The 19792-nt window shown below is 73.0% G+C and carries 20 protein-coding genes; 8 read left to right on the top strand and 12 right to left on the bottom strand.

Annotated elements, in window-relative coordinates; all coding sequences use genetic code 11:
* Positions 1-31: 31 nt before the first annotated feature.
* Positions 32-1267 (top strand): hypothetical protein, encoded by a 1236-nt coding sequence (locus tag ACIPLC_RS11870; RefSeq protein ID WP_400472815.1) that lies wholly within the window; start codon positions 32-34, stop codon positions 1265-1267.
* A 689-nt stretch (positions 1268-1956) separates the two neighbouring features.
* On the opposite strand, the gene ACIPLC_RS11875 is transcribed toward ACIPLC_RS11870, so the two are convergent.
* Together ACIPLC_RS11875 and ACIPLC_RS11880 are read right to left on the bottom strand one after the other, a co-directional pair.
* Positions 1957-2367 carry a hypothetical protein gene (locus tag ACIPLC_RS11875; RefSeq protein ID WP_400472816.1) on the bottom strand — a complete coding sequence of 137 codons (411 nt, stop codon included), beginning with the start codon at positions 2365-2367 and terminating at the stop codon, positions 1957-1959.
* A 488-nt stretch (positions 2368-2855) separates the two neighbouring features.
* Positions 2856-3059 (bottom strand): hypothetical protein, encoded by a 204-nt coding sequence (locus ACIPLC_RS11880; RefSeq protein ID WP_400472817.1) that lies wholly within the window; start codon positions 3057-3059, stop codon positions 2856-2858.
* Between ACIPLC_RS11880 and ACIPLC_RS11885 the strand changes: the two genes are divergently transcribed.
* Together ACIPLC_RS11885 and ACIPLC_RS11890 are read left to right on the top strand one after the other, a co-directional pair.
* Complete coding sequence (locus ACIPLC_RS11885; protein ID WP_400472818.1) at positions 3052-3354, top strand: hypothetical protein; 303 nt, start codon at positions 3052-3054, stop codon at positions 3352-3354. The genes ACIPLC_RS11880 and ACIPLC_RS11885 overlap by 8 nt on opposite strands.
* Positions 3355-3611: 257 nt before the next feature.
* On the top strand, positions 3612-5552 hold the full coding sequence (locus ACIPLC_RS11890) for a PIG-L family deacetylase (protein ID WP_400472819.1): 1941 nt from the start codon (positions 3612-3614) through the stop codon (positions 5550-5552).
* 165 nt (positions 5553-5717) lie between these two features.
* On the opposite strand, the gene ACIPLC_RS11895 is transcribed toward ACIPLC_RS11890, so the two are convergent.
* From ACIPLC_RS11895 to ACIPLC_RS11930, 8 genes are read right to left on the bottom strand one after another with little or no spacing between them, the layout of a single operon-like run.
* Complete coding sequence (locus tag ACIPLC_RS11895) at positions 5718-6530, bottom strand: TIGR03619 family F420-dependent LLM class oxidoreductase (RefSeq protein ID WP_400472820.1); 813 nt, start codon at positions 6528-6530, stop codon at positions 5718-5720.
* On the bottom strand, positions 6527-7885 hold the full coding sequence (locus ACIPLC_RS11900) for a class I adenylate-forming enzyme family protein (RefSeq protein WP_400472821.1): 1359 nt from the start codon (positions 7883-7885) through the stop codon (positions 6527-6529). Before ACIPLC_RS11900 ends, ACIPLC_RS11895 begins: the two co-directional genes overlap by 4 nt.
* A complete protein-coding gene (locus ACIPLC_RS11905) occupies positions 7882-8400 on the bottom strand; it encodes a polyketide synthase (protein WP_400472822.1) in 519 nt (172 codons plus the stop codon). Before ACIPLC_RS11905 ends, ACIPLC_RS11900 begins: the two co-directional genes overlap by 4 nt.
* Complete coding sequence (locus ACIPLC_RS11910) at positions 8397-9512, bottom strand: beta-ketoacyl-[acyl-carrier-protein] synthase family protein (RefSeq protein WP_400472823.1); 1116 nt, start codon at positions 9510-9512, stop codon at positions 8397-8399. Before ACIPLC_RS11910 ends, ACIPLC_RS11905 begins: the two co-directional genes overlap by 4 nt.
* A 5-nt stretch (positions 9513-9517) precedes the next feature.
* On the bottom strand, positions 9518-9958 hold the full coding sequence (locus ACIPLC_RS11915) for a 3-hydroxyacyl-ACP dehydratase FabZ family protein (RefSeq protein WP_400472824.1): 441 nt from the start codon (positions 9956-9958) through the stop codon (positions 9518-9520).
* Positions 9909-10457, bottom strand: a complete 549-nt coding sequence (locus ACIPLC_RS11920; RefSeq protein WP_400472825.1) for an acyl-CoA thioesterase — start codon at positions 10455-10457, stop codon at positions 9909-9911. Before ACIPLC_RS11920 ends, ACIPLC_RS11915 begins: the two co-directional genes overlap by 50 nt.
* The gene (locus ACIPLC_RS11925) at positions 10454-11839 is read right to left on the bottom strand and encodes an aminotransferase class III-fold pyridoxal phosphate-dependent enzyme (RefSeq protein ID WP_400472826.1); all 1386 of its coding nucleotides are present in this window, start codon (positions 11837-11839) and stop codon (positions 10454-10456) included. The genes ACIPLC_RS11920 and ACIPLC_RS11925 overlap by 4 nt, the downstream gene beginning before the upstream one ends.
* Positions 11836-12105 (bottom strand): acyl carrier protein, encoded by a 270-nt coding sequence (locus tag ACIPLC_RS11930; protein WP_400472827.1) that lies wholly within the window; start codon positions 12103-12105, stop codon positions 11836-11838. The genes ACIPLC_RS11925 and ACIPLC_RS11930 overlap by 4 nt, the downstream gene beginning before the upstream one ends.
* Positions 12106-12784: 679 nt before the next feature.
* Between ACIPLC_RS11930 and ACIPLC_RS11935 the strand changes: the two genes are divergently transcribed.
* The 5 genes from ACIPLC_RS11935 to ACIPLC_RS11955 are packed head-to-tail and all read left to right on the top strand — an operon-like array spanning position 12785 to position 17822.
* Entirely contained in the window at positions 12785-13300 is a 516-nt protein-coding gene (locus ACIPLC_RS11935) for a nucleoside 2-deoxyribosyltransferase (protein ID WP_400472828.1), read from the top strand.
* A gap of 1 nt (position 13301) precedes the next feature.
* Positions 13302-14201, top strand: coding sequence for a dihydroorotate dehydrogenase (locus tag ACIPLC_RS11940; protein WP_400472829.1), 900 nt, complete (start codon positions 13302-13304; stop codon positions 14199-14201).
* Complete coding sequence (locus tag ACIPLC_RS11945; protein WP_400472830.1) at positions 14198-14989, top strand: creatininase family protein; 792 nt, start codon at positions 14198-14200, stop codon at positions 14987-14989. Before ACIPLC_RS11940 ends, ACIPLC_RS11945 begins: the two co-directional genes overlap by 4 nt.
* Complete coding sequence (locus tag ACIPLC_RS11950; RefSeq protein ID WP_400472831.1) at positions 14986-16281, top strand: hypothetical protein; 1296 nt, start codon at positions 14986-14988, stop codon at positions 16279-16281. Before ACIPLC_RS11945 ends, ACIPLC_RS11950 begins: the two co-directional genes overlap by 4 nt.
* Positions 16278-17822 carry an MFS transporter gene (locus tag ACIPLC_RS11955; RefSeq protein WP_400472832.1) on the top strand — a complete coding sequence of 515 codons (1545 nt, stop codon included), beginning with the start codon at positions 16278-16280 and terminating at the stop codon, positions 17820-17822. The genes ACIPLC_RS11950 and ACIPLC_RS11955 overlap by 4 nt, the downstream gene beginning before the upstream one ends.
* Positions 17823-17974: 152 nt before the next feature.
* Here ACIPLC_RS11955 and ACIPLC_RS11960 read toward each other — a convergent pair whose 3' ends face one another.
* Both ACIPLC_RS11960 and ACIPLC_RS11965 read right to left on the bottom strand, forming a co-directional pair.
* Positions 17975-18637, bottom strand: a complete 663-nt coding sequence (locus ACIPLC_RS11960; RefSeq protein ID WP_400472833.1) for a pyridoxamine 5'-phosphate oxidase family protein — start codon at positions 18635-18637, stop codon at positions 17975-17977.
* Between the two features lie 27 nt (positions 18638-18664).
* Positions 18665-19708 carry an alcohol dehydrogenase catalytic domain-containing protein gene (locus ACIPLC_RS11965; protein ID WP_400327607.1) on the bottom strand — a complete coding sequence of 348 codons (1044 nt, stop codon included), beginning with the start codon at positions 19706-19708 and terminating at the stop codon, positions 18665-18667.
* Between the last annotated feature and the right edge of the window lie 84 nt (positions 19709-19792).

Consider the following 19792-nt stretch of genomic DNA (forward strand, 5'->3'; position numbering starts at 1 on the left):
AGGAAGACCGTGAACGGAGTGCTGGCCACAGATGATCAGGAAGCGCAAGGAACGGACCGGTGGCGTGATCGCGCTGCCGCAGGCACCCGCCGTCTGCCCCGCAGGCGGGCTGTCGAGGAGCGGGCAGCGGGGGTGGCTGCGGGTCGGTGCCGCGCTGTCGCTGGGCGGCGTGCTGACCGCCGGGGCGATCGCGCCGACGCCCGCCCAGGCGACGCCCCGGCAGAACCAGCAGGTCACCGACTTCTCGACGCCGGGTGACAGCTCGTACGTGATCACGCCGAACGTCACCTCCCTCCAGATCGAGGCATGGGGTGCGGGTGGCGGCGGCGCGGGCGGCGGCGGCGGGGCCGGTGGCGGGGGCGGCGGAGGCGGGGGTGGTACCGGCCTGTCCATCACCACGCGCACCGACGGCGGCGACGGGGGCCGCGGCGGCAATGCCGGGGGCGGCGGCGGGGGTGGGGCCGGCGGGGGCGGCGCCTACACCAAGTGCGTGTTCCCGCTGGACGAGACCCAGCCCCTCACCGTGACGGTGCACGTCGGATCCGGGCGGGTCGCCGCGCGTGACGGCGCCGGCGGCCCCGGTGGGACGGGAGGCACCGGGGGGACAGAGGGAACCAACAACCTCGGCGTCAACGGCAGCAACGGCACCACCGGCGCCGGCGGCACGCAGGGCGTCTTCGGCGGGGACGGCGGTGAGTCACGCGTGTTCTTCCGGGGAGGTGTTCCGCCCCGCACCCTGGAACTGGCGTTCGCCGGTCCTGGCGGCGGCGGCCACCAGGGCACCGGAGGGCGGCCCGGCGGCGCGGGCGGCGGAGGCGGTGGAGGCAGCATCCTGACCAGTTCGAACGGCACACCCGGCGCGAGCGGCGCCAACGGCAACGGTGGGACGGGCGGGACGGGCGGAGCACCCGCCACCCGGCCGGGAGCAGTGTGCCCCGAGGGTTCCGCGACGACGTTCTTCGGCGGCACCGCCGGTGGCGGCGGCACGGACGGCACGGGCGGAAACAACAGGGTGACAACCGGCGCGGGCGGGCCGGGCAGCACGGCCGGCGGGGTGCCGACCGGCCCCGCCGCTCCGGTACCGGGAGTCGGTATCGGCGGTAACGGCGGCACCGGCGGGACCGGCACCACCGGTGGATCAGCAGGTGCCGGTGGAACCTCCGGCATCGACCCCACAAAGGGTGGCGCCGCCGCGGCCGCCGGTGCGGGCGCGGCAGGCGCGGCGGGCGGCAACGGCTTCGTCAGGATCACCGCGATCCTGAGCTAGGACCGCGCGACAGGCCCACAGGTCCCGCACCGGGACGATCGCGCCGCGATGCGGACCCGGTTCCGGCACCCCGGGGTGTGGGCGGTCGTGTTCAGCACGGCCGCCCACACCCGCGCACCAGGCCCCCGGGCGGGAGATGTCTTCAATTCAGCAACCCTCGGCCCGCACACGGAACCCTTCGCGCGCAGCCCGCTCCCGAGGACGCGCCCGCCCGCACTGTCGGTCACTCACGAGCTCGGCCACGCCGCAGAGCCTGGGGGCAGGCGCACCGGGACGGCAGGCGTCCGCCCGTGCCACCAGCGGCTCCACCCCATGACCCGCGTCCCCGGTATGGCCGGGGGCGCGTACCCGCACCCCGGCCGGCTCGTTGAAACGCAGGTGAGCACAGTACTGCCGCCAGCGGACCGTCACCGCCACGGGCCGGCACCCGGCTGGTACGACGCGACCGGGAAGTCGATCACCGCCGGCGCACAGCCTGCGGCCGAAACGGCCCTGGCCCCGTCCTGCGAACCGATCTACGCGGAACTGGCCGCCGCGTGGCGGATCCGCCTCGGGTCGGCGCCGACTACTGCTCGACCACCCGCACCGAGCACCTGACGGTGGGCGGGACGCTGGTCCGCACGACCTGGCACCAACCGCACTGTGAGGTCCAAAGGACCTGCCGACGACGCGCGATCGAGCCGGTCTCGTCAGAGGAGCTCAACGGGGCTGGTGACCGTGGTGGGGGTGTAGCCGGCTCCCTGGATCTTGACTGAGGCGGTTCCCGCCCCGACCACCCAGCTACCGGTGCCCCCGTTCGGGTTCACGGAGATGACCACGGCATTCGGTTGACCAGTGCAGGTGTACTTGGTGGAGAAGTTGGAACCAGTTGCGCCGCTCGGCTGCGTCAGCGAGGCCACGATGCGCAGCTTCCCCACCGACACCGAGCAGTTGTAGGTGAACCCTACGCCGGCAGCGTTCCCCACATAAGTGACGAGGGGAAAGATCTCGATGGAGACCGGGAACGGGGTCGCGGCCGCGGCCTGAGCCGTGGGAGCGCAGAGTCCAGCGAAAGTGAGGGCACCAGCCATCAAACCGGTGGCGGTCTTCAGCGTTCCCATAGTGATCTCCATCTCTGTGCATGGTTCCTGGAGTCTCACGCTAGGACTCGGCCGGACACAGCTGCCCGCCGAACTGCTCCATTCGGCCTTGATCCCCTGGGCGTTGAAGCTGAGAGGTCGCGCAGCCTGCTGGCCACCGTCGGCCACCCTGACGCGCGCTGCGGGGCCGCCACGCTGATGATCCTGCACCACGGCGCGACGAACCGTAGCCGCTTCACCGCGCCCCAGGCCGTGCGAAGCGCACTGTCCGCGGCGGTGGCCCACGGGCTGCAGCAGGCCGGCCCGGAAGCCGCTGCGCCATGACCAGGGCGGATGCGGATGTGGCTGTGCGGTCGGTGGTCCGGGTGGTTCGTCGCGGGTGGTGGTGCGGCCCGGGAACCTGTGGTTCCCGGGCCGCGTGTTGCCTTGGGCATCCGGCATCCGGCATCCGGTACATCGGCGCTCTGCCGCCCGGTGTCGAATTCCCGGTCTGCCTCGTGATCTCCGGTCTACCTCGTGCTGTCCCCGACTGCTTGCGGGTCCTGGCGGAGCGGGTCGGGAGCGTTACCGGTTCTGTCAGCGGGGGTGGTGTTGTCGGGGTGGTTGTCCCATTGGCCGGGGCCGGGGTGGTGGTCGCCGTGGCCGCCCGGGTTGTGGCCGTCGCAGCCGCCGTGGTCCTGGTCCTCGCAGGGGGTGCAGGCGACGATGGTCACGGTGTTGCTGGTGGCGGTCACCGGGGTGCCGTCCGCCGGCGAGGCAACGGCAGACCTGACGGACGCCGTCTCCCGCGCCGGGAAGGCCTGCGCCGGGAAGGCCAGTGCCGCGGCCCCTCGCCTGGCGCCCGCGCTCCGGCGGCCCGCCCGCTTCTTCCGGACACAGTCGGTCGGTTCCGCCCCGCCGGATCCCATCCAGCGGGGCGGAGTGCTGCGAAGGGAGAACGGCACGCCCGCGAAGTGGCTGGAGGCCGGCGACCGCTTCCGCGACGCGGCGAACGCGCTGTCCGCCTGACTGATCATCTCGGAATGAAGTTCGGAGTCGTCGCAGGCATCCTGCCGCAACCGCACCTGCGCCGCGGCTCCGTCGGATGCCGGATCGCCGGCGTCGCCCAGAATCGAGCAGGAAGTGGACGAAGTGGCCTGATCACACGTCAATTGACTTTTCCCGTCGGAAATTTGCGATCCGCAGTCCAGGGCATCACCCGCTCGACAATGCGCTAGCCTCCTCTTGTCATGACCACACGCAGATCTCGAACTGGGGGGACTCTCATGGCAATCGGACGACGGCAACTCCTCACCTCCGTCGCGCTCACCGCCCTCGCCGCGCCCGTCCTGGCCAAGGGGACCGCGACCCGCGCGGCTGCGGCCACGGATACGGGTACGGCCGCGGCCGCCGGCTCCGGGCCGCTGTTCATGCAGGTCGTCGCGCACGAGGACGACGACATCCTGTTCATGAACCCGGACCTGTCCAACGCGCTCGCCAACGGCACGCCGTCCGTCACGGTGTTCGTCACCGCGGGGAACGCGACCGGCGACCCGTGCACCTCGGTCTGCTGGGACACCGCCGGCGAGCCGCTGCGCACCTGGAACCGGCAGATGGGCGCCGTCAACGCCTACTCCCGGATGGCCGGGGTCGGTGACACCGACCCGGCGACCGACGAGGTCGGGCACTGGACGGTCGAGGCGTGGACGGTCGCGGGCAAGCAGGTCGAACGGTACGTCCTCAAGGGGCGGCCGGTGCACCTGATCTTCCTCAACCTGCACGACGCCCAGCTCGGCGGCGTCCTGGCCGGCGGCACCGACACCACGGTCGTCCCGGTCGGCAGCCCGCTGTCCGGGCCGTCGACCTACACGGCCGCGGACGTCACCGAGGTGCTGCGGCAGTTGATGGTGACGTACCGGCCGACCGTGCTCCGGGCCCAGGACGAACTCCCGGACAGCCGCTACGCGGGCGACCACACGGACCACGTCGCCGCCGCGAAGTTCGCCGGCGAGGCGGCCCGTCTGTACGGCGGCACGCTGATCCAGGTGAACTACCGGGACTACAACATCGGCGACTCCCCGGTGAACCTCGACCCGGCGACGACCGGCGCCAAGGGCGTGGTCGTCTCCGAGTACGCCAGCCACGACCACTCGGGGGCCTACTCCGACACCTGGTTCGCCCGGATGTACTACCGCTGGTCGCGGGGCACCTCCTGGGCCGGGCTGAACCAGGACGGCCGGCCGCAGGTGTTCGTCGTCCGGGCCGGCGCCCTCCACACGTACTGGCGTCGGACGGACGGCAGTTGGGGCGGTCCGCTGCCGATGGCCGACCCGGGCGGGCGGCTGGCGCCGGGCATCGCGGTCGGCACCAACGCCGACGGCCGGCTGGAGGTCTTCGCCCGCCGCCTGACCGACCACCACATCATCTCCCTGCCGCAGGGCACGCCCAACGGCGGGTGGTGGAACACCTGGGCCGACCACGGCAACCCCAACGCCGGGATCGGCAAGGAGGACCAGGTCGGCGTGCCCGTGGTGGCCAACGACCAGGACGGGCGGCTGGAGATCTTCGTCAAGAACGGCGGGGGCGGCCTCAGCAGCACCTGGCAGACCACTCCGAGCGGCGCGTGGGCGGGCACGTGGGCGGACCTGGGCGGCACCGACCTCCAGGACCCGGTCACCGCGATCCGCAACGGCGCCGGGGCGATCGAGGTGTTCGCCAGCACCCGCACCGGAGTCCTCGGCTGGTGGCAGGGCGCCCCGAACGGCAGCTTCAACGGCCCGAGCCCGATCCCGGGCGCCCGGCCGGCGAGCCCGCCCAAGGCCGCGCTCGACGAGGACGGCCGCATCGAACTCGCCTACCGCGAGGTCGGCACCGGCGCGATGCTGGTCAGCTACCAGACCCGGCCCGGCGGTTCGTGGAGCCAGTCCCCGGCCCCCCTCGGCGGGGACGCGGGAGTGGGCGAGCCGGCGGCGGCCACCCTCGACGGACGGGTCGTCCTGTTCGAACGCAACCGCGGTGGCGGCGTGAGCACCACCGCCCAGACCGCCCCGAACTCCGGCTACGGCTCCTGGCAGGACCTCGGCGGCACCGTCCTCGACTACCCGGCCGCGCTCGTCGACGGCGACGGGGTCCTCCACGTCTTCGCCATCGGTACGGACGGCCGCGTCCACTACCGCACGGGCACGACGGCCACCGCCTTCGGCGGCTGGCGGGGCCTGCCGCTCTGACCGCCCCGCCCGGCGGGGGGGGGGGGGGGGGCCCCCCCGCGCCCCCCCCCCCCGGGGGGCCCCCCCGCCCCCCCCCCGGCCCCCCCCCCGGGCGGTACCCGCCTCTGAAGACCGTGCGATGATCCGCCGAGGCCCCGGCAGCGGTTCGTGTCCCGAGCCGGGGCACTACCCGGTCAGCGCCGCGTGCAGGGGCGCCAGCAGGGTGAGGTCGTCGGTGGTGACGGTGAGGTGGGTGGCGCCGGCGGACCGCCAGGTGTCGGCGAGGGCACGCCAGGTGTCCGGCCGCCCGGGGGCAGGACGAAGGCGGGCCTCGACACCGAAGGCGGCCCAGTCGCGGCCGGCTCCGGTCACCGCCGTCCGCAGTTCGGCGATGAGCGCGGCGCCGCGGTTGACCCGGTTGGCGAGCAGGCCGGACATGGTGAAGCCGTCGGCGAGGGCGGCGATCCGCCGCAGTGAGCCCGGTCTTCCCCCGGTGCGCAGGGTGCCGCCGCCCATCCAGAGGGGTACCGGGCGCGGCCGGGGGGTGAGGGTGACGCCGGAGAACGCGACGTGTTCGCCGGCGAAGTCCGCGTTCGGCCGCGTCCACAGCAGGCGCAGCGCACGGACCTGTTCCTCGAACAGTGCCGCACGGCTTTCCGGGGCGACGCCGAGGGCGGCGGACTCGGCGGGGTCGGATCCGATGGCGACGCCCAGCCGCAGCCGGTCGCCGCTGAGGTGGGCCAGTTGCGCGGCCTGCTTGGCGGCGAGCACCACCGGGCGGTGCGGCAGGATCGTCATCGCGGTCGCCAGCTCGATCCGGGTGGTGACCGCTGCCAGGAACGCCACCAGCGTCAGGCTCTCGTAGGCGGGAACGCCGGACACCAGGTGTTCGGGGACGGACAGGTGGTCGTACCCGAGGCTCTCCGCGGTCACCGCGAACTCCCGCAGTCCGGCGGGTGAGAGGGTCGTCGGAACGGTCCAGCCGAGGCGCAGGGTCATTTGCGGAAGGCCTCCGGGTCGGCGGTGGAGATGAAGACCGCGCGCGGGCGTTCGGCGGGCAGCAGTTGGGAGTTGAGGAGGTGGCGGACCGCCTTCTCCCCGCCGGGGAAGGGGGCGGTGACCGACAGGTGGACGTCGAGTACGTGCGTGCCGTCCTCGTCCACCACCTCGGGCACGCAGTGCACGACCCCCGGGATGGCGTGCGCGGCCTGTCGGACGGTGTCCAGTGAGACCTTCTCGCCGCGCAGCACCACGAAGTCCGACAGGCGTCCGTGGAAGGTCAGGTAGCCGTCGTCGATCGAGAAGGCGTCCCCGGTGGCGATGGTCCGCGGTCCCAGCAGGACTCTGCCGCTGTGCTGCCCGACCCGTCGCAGCAGTACGGTGCCGGATTCGACCAGCAGTTCGCCCACGTCGCCCTGCACGTCGCGCAGCGACACGCGCACCCCCGGCAGCGGGCGGCCGACCGAGCCGTACCGGTGTGCGGGCTCGGCGTGCGCGGCCAGGGTCGACACGCGCGGTCCGGCCTCGGTGAGCCCGTAGGTCAGGTACAGCTCCGCGGAAGGCCGCGCGGCCAACAGGTCCGCCACCTCGGCGGGTGCGAGCCGGTCCCCGCCGACCGCCAGTGCCCGCAGGCCACGTGGCACGGGCCCGGGGTCGGCCAGCAGTTGGCGGGCGATCGTCGGCGTCACCGCCGAGTGGGTGACACCGCGGGCGGTGACCGCGTCGCGGTACGCGGCCGGTGAGAACGGCGGTCCGTCGAGCACCAGTCGCGCCCCGGTCACGTAAGCGGCGAGCGCCTGCGCCACGAGGGCGTAGGAGTAGTACAGCGGCAGGTTCACCAACAGGGTGTCGGCCGAGGTGATGCCCGTGGCCCCGGCGTGCAGGCGGGCGTTGTGCAGCAGCGAGGCCACCCGGTGCACGCACGCGCTGAACATCCCGGAGGTGCCGGAGGTGGACAGCAGGATCTCGCCCGGCCCGTACGGGGTGGTGGGGTGCCCGGTCGGTACCGCGAACGCGCCGCCCACCGGCACCCGCACCCCGGTCCCGGCCCGTCGGGTGGTCACCACGACGCCGGCCCCGACGTGCCCCGCCAGCGCGCGGACCCGCTGCCACGGCGTGCTCGGGGGCACGGCCAGCGGCACCAGGCCCAGCAGCAGCGAGGAGAGCAGCACGCGCAGCAGTTCGACTCCGCTGGTGAGGCAGAGCACGACCGCGTCGCCCGGCGTCAGGCCCAGTCCGGCCAGGTCCGCCAGCACGTCGTCCAGCCCGGCCGGGGCGCCGTCGTCCGCACGGGCCGGGGTGGTGTCGACCCTGGTCAGGAAGTCGGCCACCTCGGAGTGGGTGGGGCTGTTCACCGGTCCTCCCGGGCGCTGGTCAGGACCAGGCAGCGGCAGAGCTGTCCGCCTCCCGCGGTGGATCGCAGGCCGACCAGGAGCACGTGCCGGGCGTGGCCGTCCGCGAGCCAGCCGTCGATCACCGTGAACGCGACGGGGGTGGCCCGGTCGGGGTGCGCCGCCAGCAGCAGTGACGGCCCGCGCAGCCCGTGGCGCAGGGCGGGCAGCCCGGCCAGCACTCCCGGGTTCGCTCCGGCGAAGCGCAGGGGTGACACCCGGGACCTCGGGACCGAGTCGGCGATGCGGCGCATCGTCCGTTCGCTCCCGGTGGCGCTCATGACCAGGATCCCGGTGCCGGCGGCGTCGTCGAGCACGGGTTCGGCGCAGCCTGCCAGCGCCCGGTCCACGGTCTCGGCGACCAGCCAGGCCGCCGGGTCGGCGTAGAAGGACGGCTTGTTCACCGCGTACTCGTCCGGGTCGTCGGCGGCCACCGTCGCCGAGCCCAGGACCCGTGCGCTCGGCGGCACGTGTGTCACGTCCTCACCCCTTCGAACGATGCGAAAGCTTCGAACAGCAGGCACGTGTTGAAGCCGCCGAACCCCAGCGTCAGGCTCAGTCCGGCGCCGGCGCCGACGGGCTGCGCCGATCCGGTGGCCAGCCGCAGCGGTGCGACCGGATCGCGCAGCCCGACGACCGGTGGGACCCGTCGGTGGCGCAGTGCCAGTACCGTCGCCACGGCCTCGATGGCCCCGGTCGCGCCCAGGCTGTGCCCGAGCGCCCCCTTGGTGGCGAACACCAACGGGCCGTCGTCTCCGAACAGTTCCAGCAGGCTGCGCGCCTCGATCTCGTCGTTGAGCGGTGTCCCGGTCCCGTGGGCGTTGACCACGGCGATGTCCGCGGGCGCCAGGCCCGCGGATGCCAGGCAGCGTTCGACCGCGCGCAGCACGGCGCGCCCGGACGGGTCCGGTGCGGTGAGCCCGGCGGCGTCGTTGGCCGCGCCGACCCCGCGCAGCCGGGCGTACACCCGGGCGCCACGCTCCCGGGCGGAGTCGGGGTGTTCGACCACCACGAAGGCCGCGCCCTCGCCGAGCAGCATCCCGTCGCGCGCCCGGTCGAACGCCCGCAGGCCGGTGGGGCTCATCGTGCCCAGCGCGGAGTGCCCGAGCCGCTTGGCCTCGGTGACCACGTCCACCCCGCCCGCCACGCAGGCCCGCCGTCTTCCCGACCGCACCAGGGCGTGCGCGACGGCGATCGCGTCCGACCCCGCGGAGCAGGCGGTCATGACGCAGACCGGCGTGCCCGGGTGCCCGATGCCCGCCGCCGCGTCGTCGGCCCAGGCGTGCAGCGTCGGCTCCGCCTCGTCCAGGCAGGCGCCGAAGCTGGTGCCCAGCACCAGGCCGACCCCGGGGTCGGTCGTGGCCAGGCCGGCGTCCGCGAAGGCGCGGGACAGCGTCCGCCCGGCGAGCACCCGCTGGCGCTCGCCCGCCCTGGTCCCGTACGGCACCGACGCGATGACGGCGGCGGCGGTGTTGCGCAGGGGGTGCGGCGAGTGGACGGGCGCCAGGGCCGAATCGCCCGCGCACAGCCGTTCCCACACCGCCTCCCGGTCCCGGCCGAGCGGGGTGTCCCAGGCCAGTCCGGTGATCACCGGGGTCACCACGGCCGGGCCCGCGCGGGATCGACCTTCGCCCGGCTCATCGCGCCGCGGAACCCGGCGACCGAGCGGCCGTCCACGGTCACCGCGGCGGAGAAGGCGAAGGTATGGCCGGACAGCCGGTCCGCGCGTACGTCGAGCACGACCTGGTCACCGGGCACGACCGGGGCGAGGAAGCGGGACTTGACCGTGCCGACCAGGGTGACCTCGTCGTCGGCGAGCGGATCGCTGCTCAACTGGTAGAGCAGCACGCCGGACTGGGCGAAGGCCTGCATGGTGTGGCTGCCGGGCAGGATCACCCCCGGGGTCAGGCCTCGCTCGGGCAGGTGCCCGGACAGCGCGCCCATCTCCGCCGAGACGGCGAACATGCTGCGCAGGAACACGCCGGGCTCATGGTCCAGGACCCGGTCGATGAACAGGCGGGGGTGGCGTCCGCGCACCAGGGCCGCGATGGCCGAGGTGCCCAGCGGCCGAGCCTCGCGGACCGTGGCGGGAGGGGGTGCCGATTCGTTCGGGTGTCGCATCCGGGACGATTCCTCTCAGGGCCTGTCGCAGCGGTGCCGGTAGGGGCACCGGGTGCCGGGTGTCGGGGGCGACGGCGGCGAAGACGAGGCCGCCGGTCACCAGCGGGGTGCGGGTGCCGTCCTCCTCCTCGCGCAGCAGACGTACCGCGAGGGCGAACCAGGCCGCGCCGACGTGGTCGACCCGGGTGTCCCCGATGATCACGTCGCGGTACACGGCGCTGTTGAGATAGCTCACCCGCAGGTCGGTGACCACCAGGTCGACGTCCGCCGCGCTGAAGGCGGTCAGACCCGCGCCGTGCGCTTCGAGGTGTTCCGTGCCCGCGGTCTCCATCAGCGAGGTGTAGCGGGAGAAGTGCACGATCCCGGTCGCGTCGGTGTCGACGTGCTCGACCCGGGTGCGGAACCCTGCGCTCACCGAAGTGCCCGGGCGCCTGCCGCCACCCGGTCCACGATCTCGTCGGCCTGCGTCCCGGTGGTGATCAGCGGCAGCACGATCCGCAGGGTGGGGTGGACGTAGCGTCGGCCGCCGGAGCGTTTGCCCGCGCCCGCCATGAACTCCGCGTACACGCCCGCTTCGATCAACTCCCGGCGCAGCGCGCCGATCCGGTCCGCCGCCGCGGCGGTCAGTTCCACGCCGAACATGGCCCCGCTCCCGCGGACCTCGGTGAACACGTCCGGGTGGCGACCCACCAGGGCGTCGTCGAGGTGCTTGGCCAGGTTCACGCCGACGTCGGCCGACCGTCGCAGCAGCCCTTCGGTCTCGATGTGCTCGATGCCGTCCCGGATCACCGCACAGGTCGGTGGCCGTAGATCGGAGGTGGTCACGGCTCCGGAGGAGCGGACGGCCAGCTCCTTGCGGGCGATCACCATCGAGGTGGACACCGTGCCCATGCCCAGGAACTTGCCGATGACGGTGATGTCGGTGGGCACCGGTCCGTCCGCGTCGCGCATGGCGAACCAGCCGCCGGTCTTGGCGAACGTCAGCACCTCGTCGGCCACCAGCAGCACGCCGTCGGCCGTGCACCGCCGCGCGAGTTCGCGCAGGTATCCGGGCGGCGGCGGGAGGATGCCCGCGTCGCCCTGGATCGGCTCGACCACGACGGCCAGCAGCCGGTCGGCGGACGCGGCGAAGTACTCCGTCAGGGCGTCGAGGTCGCCGAACGGGATGTGGTGGACCCGGACGCCGTACGGGCCGGCGGTGTCCGGGGCGGGCAGCCCGGCGCGGTAGTACCTGCGGTTGAGCAACTGCACCAGCCCACTGGTCCAGCCGTGCCAGGCGCTGTGGAAGGCCAGGATGGTGTCGCGCCGTTCCTTGCCCGTGCGGTGGCACAGCCGCCGGCCGTCGAAGCGGGACTCCAGCACGAGCCGCAGCGCCAACTCGTTTCCCTCCGAGCCGGAGTTGCGTCCGCTGACGCGGTACCGCCCGGCGGGGAAGTGGTCGGTCCACAACCCGCCGGGGCCGAAGAGCCGGTCGAGGAGTTCCGCCCGTTCCAGCGAGCCCAGTTCGTCGGTGACGTTGCCGACTCCGGTGCCGCGCGCCAGCGCCGCTCGGACGACGGGGTGGTCGCCGCCCAGGGTCGCGCTGGCGTAGCCGCCGCTGGCGTCCAGCAACCGCAGCCGCCGGCCCCGGCGTTCCGGGCTCAGGTCGACCACGTCGAGGTGCAGGCCACGCCCGCCCACGCAGGCGAACGGGAGTCGGGCCGCCCCGTAGTGGTCGAGGTGCAGGTCCGTGCCGCGCGACAGCACACCGGTCCGGTCCCCGGCGTGGTCGTCACCGGCGACCGGGGCCGTGCTCACGTGGTGGCCGGGGGGCGGTCGGCCCCCGACAGCCGCTCGACCAGAACGAGCACATCACCGAGGGTGGACAACTCCCCCGCCGCGATGGCCTCGTCGGGGATGCTGATGTCGAACGCCTCCTCGCACTGCACCCGCAGTTCCACGAAACCGAGCGAGTCCATGCCGTAGTTCTCGCGCAGCCTGTCGTCGAGCCGCATTTGGTCGATCGGCACCTCCACCAGCACCTCGGAGTGCAGAATTCTTTTGATGGTCTGCAAAGAGTTCACCAGAACTTCCCCTCTGGGTGGGTTCATTCGAACAGGCCACGGCCCGGGCGTCCGCCGCGCGGGGAGAAGAGTGAGATCGCGGCAACGGTCGGACCGAAAGCGGGCCGGCGCCGATCGAAAACAAGGCGGCGCCAGCAATTCACATTTATCGAAGCTAGCCGGGGTTCTACCACCTGTCAATGGCCTTCGACTTACCCGCCCCGCACCTTCGATCTACTCGCCCTGAACCTTCGAGCGCCGACATCCACGAGGATTTCGCACGATGGTTCGACGGCGATTCGGCCATTCACGGACCACAAGTGCGCGTACCCTCGGAAATTAGCCTGACGGACGCTTCCCGGGCTCACCCGAATCGGCCGCCGAGTAGCCACTTCCAACCTTTTGTCCATTTTTGCCCATGCATCCTCCTGGCGCGTATGTCGCTTGCGGTGGCGAATCGCCCCGAACTAGCCTTGAGCCGCCCAATTGTCCAGATGGACGCAGAGTGCGGGAACGGGCAGGCAATCAGGCCCCGGCGACACCATTGGGCCTCATGTTCGAGATCCCTAAAACTCGCTACAAGCATGCCATCTGATTAGGCGCACTATCTGATTGCGCCGCCCGTTGCATCTTTCTTCTGACCGGAGTCCGCCCGATTGCACGGCCGTCGGCAGACTCTTTCGAAGGAGCCTCGAAAGTCATGAGTGTCACCCCGGACGCCCTGCGCGGCGTCACCGTATTCATCGGCGGACCGATCCAGCACGCCTTGGTGCCCGGCGGGATGGCGGCGCCGATCCACGACGTCCTGAGCCTGACCATCGACCAGTCGCGGAAGGCCGGCGCCACCGTGCTGTCCGCCCACGTGGCGGAACGGTTCGGCGCCGACACCGCTTCGTTCACCCCCGAGCAGGTGTCCGTGCGCGACTACGCGTGGATGCGCGAATGCGATGTGTTCGTGCCGGTACTGCCGGTGCTCGACGGCACCCTGCTGCGCACGGACGGCACGCACATCGAACTGGGGTGGGCCAGCGCGCTGGGCCGCCCCATCGTGGGCATCACCGACCAGCCCTTCGCCGAGTCGGCCAGCCACCTGCTCAAGGGGCTCGCCCAGGTCGCCTCCGCAACGTTCCTGTCCACCGAGGAGATCGCCGAGGACCCGGCGATGCTGGTCGACGGCGTGCTCGCGGCCCTGGGCCGGACCAGGGCGGCGGCCTGACATGGCGGCCTCGACACACCTGCTGGGGATGGACCTCGCCAATCCGGTCGTGGTCGGCTCCGGCCTGCTCACCGACCAGGAACGCAACATCCGCCGGCTACTGGACGCCGGCGCGGGCGCGGTGGTCACCAAGACCATCCACCCCAACCCGCCGATCGGCCTGGACGAGCGCCTCGTCCGGCTGCCCACCGGAATGATCAACAGCACCACCTACTCCAAACGCTCCGTCGAGCACTGGCTGCGCATCCTGCGCGACCTGGCACGGGACGGGCTGCCGGTCATCGCGTCGCTGCACGCCGACGCCCCGGACGAGCTCGCCGAGTTGGCGGCCCGGGCGCAGGCGGCGGGCTGCCGGGCGCTGGAACTGGGCATCTCCTGCCTCAACGAGGAGGACGGCCTCGACGACACCCCCGAGCGCGTGCACGCCTACACCGCGGCCACCCGCGCCACGGCCCGGGTGCCGTTCTCGGTCAAACTGGCCAGTGGCGAGGGCCTCCACGCCCGGGCGTTCGCCGCCGCCCGGGCCGGCGCGGACGCGGTGACCATCAGCGACACGCTGCCCGCCGCCGCCGTGCACCCGGAGACCGGCGACCTCCAACTCGGCGGCGTGTTCGGCTACTCCGGACCGGGCATCAAGCCGCTCGTACTGGCCTCCCTGTGGAAGCTGCGCCGAGCCGGGTTCACCCTTCCCGTCCTGGCCTCCGGCGGCGTGCAGTCGGGCCGGGACGTGCACGACTACCTGGAGGTCGGCGCGGTGGCGGCCCAGGTGTACACCGCGCTGCACACCGACATGTACCCCACGCTCGCCCGGATCGTGGCCGAGACCACCGCAGCGGGGAACACCGGCCGCGGCCTCGCACCCGTCACCGCGGCGGACCGGTCCGAGCGGGTGCAGTCGTGACCCCCCGGGCGTCCGGGCCGCAACTGTGCGACCTGAGCAGCGCCGACGTCCTGGCGGCCACCACCGGGCAGACCCTGGTGTGGCCGGTGGGGGCCATCGAACAGCACGGCCCGCACCTGCCGCTGTCCGTGGACACCGTGCTGGCCGACGCGTTCGCCCGGCAGATCGCCTACGAGCTGACCGCCCTGGCCCTGCCGGTGCAGTCCATCGCGGCGCGCTCGCTGCCGCAGAGCGGCGGCGGCCTGGCCTTCCCCGGCACCGTCCACGTACGCGGCCGCTCCCTGCTGGCCTTCCTGGAGGACGCGCTGGAGTCGTTGTGCGCCCTGCCGTGGCGCCGACTGCTGGTCGTCAACGGCCACTTCGAGAACGAGCCGTTCCTCTTCGAGGCCCTCGACGAGGTGGGCCGACGGCCGGCGGCCGCGGGCAAGGAGTTCATCGCGCTGAGCTGGTGGAGCCTGGTCGACCCGGACTGGCTGGCCGGGCGCGTGCCGCTCTTCCCGGGGTGGCACGCCGAGCACGCGGGGATCACCGAGACCAGCCTGATGCTCTACCTCCGCCCCGACCTGGTCTCGGCCGCCCGGCCCGACCACGCCGACCCACCCCGCCCGGGGATCTACCTGCACCCCGCCGACGTGAGCCGCACGACCAACCAAGGCGTCCTGTCGAGCACTTCGGGCGCCACCGCCGCCCTGGGCGAGGACCTCTTCTGGCACGTGGTCGCGGCCGCGGTCGACCTGGTGTCCCAGGGCAACGGACTGCTGCACGATCTGCACGAGGAGAAGCCGTGACCGTACCCACCCTCTGCGTGAGCAACGCCGTCGACACCCTGCGCGACTTCGCCGTCCGCGCCGACGACATCGACGCGTTGCTGTCGGAGTGCTACGCCCAGCAGGACCAGGCGCTGTTCTGGGGGCCGCTGGACAAGATGCTCATCACCTACGAGCCGATCGGAGACCTGGACTGGCAGCGGAAGTTCCTGGAGATCGACGGTGTGGTGAACCTCAGCCCGGCGGGCCGCACCGGCTCGCTGTTCGCCGACATGCTCGCCGATCCCGAGCTGATGGCCGCCGTGGCCGCCCACGCCGGGCCGGGGCGCAGACTCCGGCTGATCCCGCACACCACCACCGCCGACCTGTGGCGGTTCACCGAGGCCCTGCGCATCCGGTACGACGTGGTGACCGAGCTGCCGGAGAGCCCGCCGCAGCAGGCCCTGCGCGACCTGCTGGACACCAAGACCGGCCTGCGCGACCTGGCCACCGACCTCGGCATGACCGACGGCCTCTGCCGCATCCCGCCCGGTACGCACTGCGCCGGGGAGCAGGACGTGCCGGCGGCGGTGCGGGAGATGCTCGCGACCGGCACGCCGTGCATCGTCAAGGCGGACCGCGGGGAGGCGAGCCTCGGCCTGCTGATCTTCCGGCCGGGCGACGACGACATCGCCGAACGCCTGGCCGGGAGCACGTTCTACGGCGAGGACCCGGTGGTCGTCGAGGAGTTCCTCGACGGCGACGTCACCTTCCCGTCCGTGGAGTACATGGTGCCCGCGGACGCCCCGCCCCACCTCTGCTACACGACCGACATGCTGTTCGAGGGCGCCACCCACCTGCGCGGCAACGTCACCGCGCGGGAGCTGCGCCGCGCCTGGTGGTACCGCCCGCTGACCGAGGGCGGACTCCGGCTGGCCGAGGAGATGCAACGGCGCGGCTACCGCGGGCGCTTCGGCATCGACGCGATCGCCCGTGACGGCGTCGTCTACCTGCACGACCTCAACGCCCGCCGTACCGGGTCGAGCCACGTGCACGAGTTCGGCGAGCACCTCATCGGCCCCGGCTACCTCGACACCCACGCGGTCGGCAACTACGACTTCTACGGCCTTCCGGCCGGGCTGGACCTGCCGGACGTGCTGCGCCTGCTCGGACCGCTGGTGGCCTCGCCCCGACACGCCGAACGGGGCGTGGTCCCGACCGAGCTGACGGACCTTCACACTGGCAGACTGAGCTGCATGTTCTACGCCCCCAGTCTGGCCGAGCTGCACGACCTGATCACCAGAGCCAGGACGGCTCTGGACCTCGGCCGGTGAGCAGCACGCTGCCCGTGGTCGGGACGGCCCGGCGCTGGCTGGTGCTGACCGTGGTGCTGCTGTGCTTCCTGCCCGCCGCCATGGACGTCACCATCCTCACCATCACCGTCCCGACCCTTGCCCACGAACTGCAGGCGTCCCCGACCGCACTGCTGTGGGCGGTCGACGTGTACTCGCTCCTGATGGTCGGACTGGTGCTGGTCAGTGGGCCGTTGGGCGACCGGATCGGACACAAGCGGTTGCTGCTGGCCGGGCTGGCGGTCTTCAGCGCGGCCTCGGCGCTGTGCGCGGCGGCACCGAACCCGCCGGCCCTGATCGGCGCCCGGGCACTGCTGGCGATCGGCGCGTCGATGATCATCCCGGCCACGCTGGCGCTGATCCGGCAGACCTTCGGCGACGGCCGCGACCACGCGGTGGCCATCGGGGCGTGGAGCGCGGTCGCCGCCGGCGCGTCGGCGCTGGGGCCGGTGGCCGGCGGCTTCCTGCTCCAGCACTTCTGGTGGGGCTCGATCTTCCTGGTCAACCTGCCGATCGTGGCACTGGCCGTGCCCGCCGTGGCGCTGCTGCTGCGCAACGAGGTCGAGTCCGAGCGGCAGCCCTGGGAGGCCACCTCGCCCCTGCTCTCGATGGCGGGGTTCCTGGGCTGCGCCTACGCCATCATCGCCTTCACCCACGACGGCGTCGGGCTCCCGGAGGTGGCGATCCCGGCCGCGCTGGGCCTGACCGCACTGGTTCTGTTCGTGCGACGGCAGCAACGGATGCCGCACCCGATGCTGGACCTGTCACTGTTCCGGCTGCCCGGGCTGCGCGCCGGAGTGGTGGCCTCGGTGCTGCCGGTGCTGGTGATGGTCGGCTTCGAACTCCAACTGGTGCAGTACCTGCAGATCGCCGAAGGGCTGTCGGCGGAGGCCGCCGCGCTGTACCTGATCCCGATGCCGCTGGCCGCGACGGTGGCGGGGCCCGTGGGCGGACTGCTCCTGGCCCGGCTGGGACAACCGCGTGCGGGCGTGCCCGCCGGCCTGCTGCTCGCGGCGGCCGGGTACGTCCTGGTCGCGTCCGGCACGGTGGTCCCGCTCGGGCTGGCCCTGATCGGGTTCGGCCAGGGCCTGGTCCAGATGGTCGCCTCGAACCTGATCATGACCACCGCACCCTCCTCCCAAGCGGGCGCGGCAGCGGGCATCGAGTCCGTCTCCTACGAGGCCGGCGCCGGCCTGGGCATCGCCGTCTTCGGCACCGTCACCACGGTGACCTACCGACTGCTCCTCCCCCCGGGCACGTCGTCGTCCCCGCTGGACGCGGGCGCCTCCCCGGAAACCGCCCGGGCCTTCGCCGAGGCCTTCCACTCCACCACCTGGCTGGCCGCCGCCCTCACCCTGGCCACGGTCTTCCTGGCCACCCCGACGAGGGCGTCGATGCGGTCCGGAGCACCCGGCGCGGCCGCAAACGCCTCGGCTTCCCCAGCCCCGTCGGGTTCGGGGACGAGCAGCACTTCGGGGACGAGCACCACGCCGAGCAGGAGACAACCGGACGAGCGCACCTGAAGGGCCGTCAAGCAGACCCCGACGGCGACCTCACTACTGCTGCCCGGATGCCGGTAGCGTTGACGGCCTGATTTCGAAGGCGAGGGCGGTCGAGCGCCCCGGCCGCTGACGGCGGGCGCAAGAAGCTCCTCCAGGCCATCTGGCGTCAATGCTCACCAGCTGCCGATCCGGCGGCCGGTGATCTTGTCCGGGCGGACGCGTACCCACAGTGGCCGGGAACCGCCGGCCCACGGGGTGGCGCCGGGCAGGGCCGAGAGCCGTCGCTCCTCGTCCGGTTCGTGGACGTGCCGGGCCTCGCCGAGGACGAGGACGCTCCAGCCCCGGCTCCGGCGGTCGTCGATGTGGTCCACCTGGAAGGAGACCGGTGAACCGTCGGGCGGGGCGGCGGCGCCACCGGGAGTCGTACGGTAGACGATCGTTGCGGCGTCCACCGCGAAGTTGACCGGGAAAACGGCCGGTGCGGACGGGCCGGGCAGTCCGATCCGGCCGATACCGTGGGTGCCGACCAGCTCCCAGCACTGCGGTTCGGTGAGGTGCAGCGGCAGCGGGCGCGCGGCGGGCCTCGACCACCCCGGCGGGGCGTCCGCGCGATGGCCCTCCAGCAGCTCCGGCCAGGTCAGCCCGAGCGCGGCGGCGATCCGGACGAACCCGGGCGGGTCGAACTCCGGGCCGGCCTTCAGCAGGTACCGCAGATAGGTCGGCGCCATGGCCGCCTCGTGGGCCAGCATCTGCTCGCTCAAGCCGAGTTGGTCACGGCGCTCGACGATCCGGCGGGCGATGTCGGTGGTGTCGGTGGTGTCAGGACGGTCGGTCATGGTGGCGGCGCCTCCGTAGGGCAGGGGTCACGTCCGGAAGAGCGCGACCTTGAGGGCCCCGGTGTCGGCCGCGTCGGCGAAGACGTCGTAGGCGTCCTGCATCTCGTCGAGGCCGAAACGGTGGGTGACCAGCCCCGCGACATCCAGGCGTCCGACGGCCAGCATGCCGAGCAGCATCGGGGTGCTGTACGTGTCGACCAGGCCGGTGGTGATGGTGACGTCGCGGATCCAGAGGTCCTCCAGGTGGAGCACCGCCGGCCGGCCGTGCACGCCCACGTTGGCGACCCGGCCGCCGGGGCGCACCAGGCGGGTGCACAGTTCGAAGGTCTCGGGGACGCCGACCGCCTCGATCGCGACGTCGACGCCGAGGCCGTCCCGGCTCAGCTCCCGGACGGCGTCCGGGGTGGCCTCCGCGGTGGTGAGGACGGTGTCCGCGCCGAAGCGCCCGGCCGCGTCGAGGCGGCTCCGGGAGAGGTCGACAGCGATGATGCGGGCCGGGCTGTAGAGCCGGGCGGTGAGGATCGCGGCGAGTCCGATGGGCCCGGCTCCGACGATCGCGACGGTGTCGCCCGGGCCGACCCGGCCGTTGCGGACGCCGACCTCGTAGGAGGTGGGCAGGATGTCGGCCAGCAGCAGGGCGTCCTCGTCGGTGACGCCGTCGGGCAGCGGGTGCAGGGAGGTGTCCGCGAAGGGGGTGCGGACGTACTCGGCCTGGCAGCCGTCGATCAGGTGGCCGAGGATCCAGCCGCCACCGCCCGTGCACTGGCCGTAGCCGGCGGTCCGGCAGTAGGCGCAGCGGCCGCAGGCGGAGATGCAGGAGATCAGGACGCGGTCTCCGGCCGTGACGGTGCGGACGCCCGGCCCGGTCCCGGTGACGGTGCCGACGGCCTCGTGGCCCAGGACGCGGCCCCCGGTGACCTCGGGGACGTCGCCCTTGAGGATGTGCAGGTCCGTACCGCAGATGGTGACCGCGTCCACCCGGACGACGGCGTCCTCGGGATCACGGACGACGGGGTCGGGGACGTCGCCCCAGGTACGGCGGCCGGTTCCGTGGTAGCTGAGTGCCTTCATGCCCTGACCACTCCTCTCGGGCGGCGGAGCCGGGCCGGGTCCGCCCGCACCTTCCAGGTTTCCGCGCGGCCGCGGTCGCCGCCA

The sequence above is a fragment of the Kitasatospora sp. NPDC086801 genome, from assembly GCF_044745805.1.
Classification (GTDB): Bacteria; Actinomycetota; Actinomycetes; order Streptomycetales; family Streptomycetaceae; genus Kitasatospora.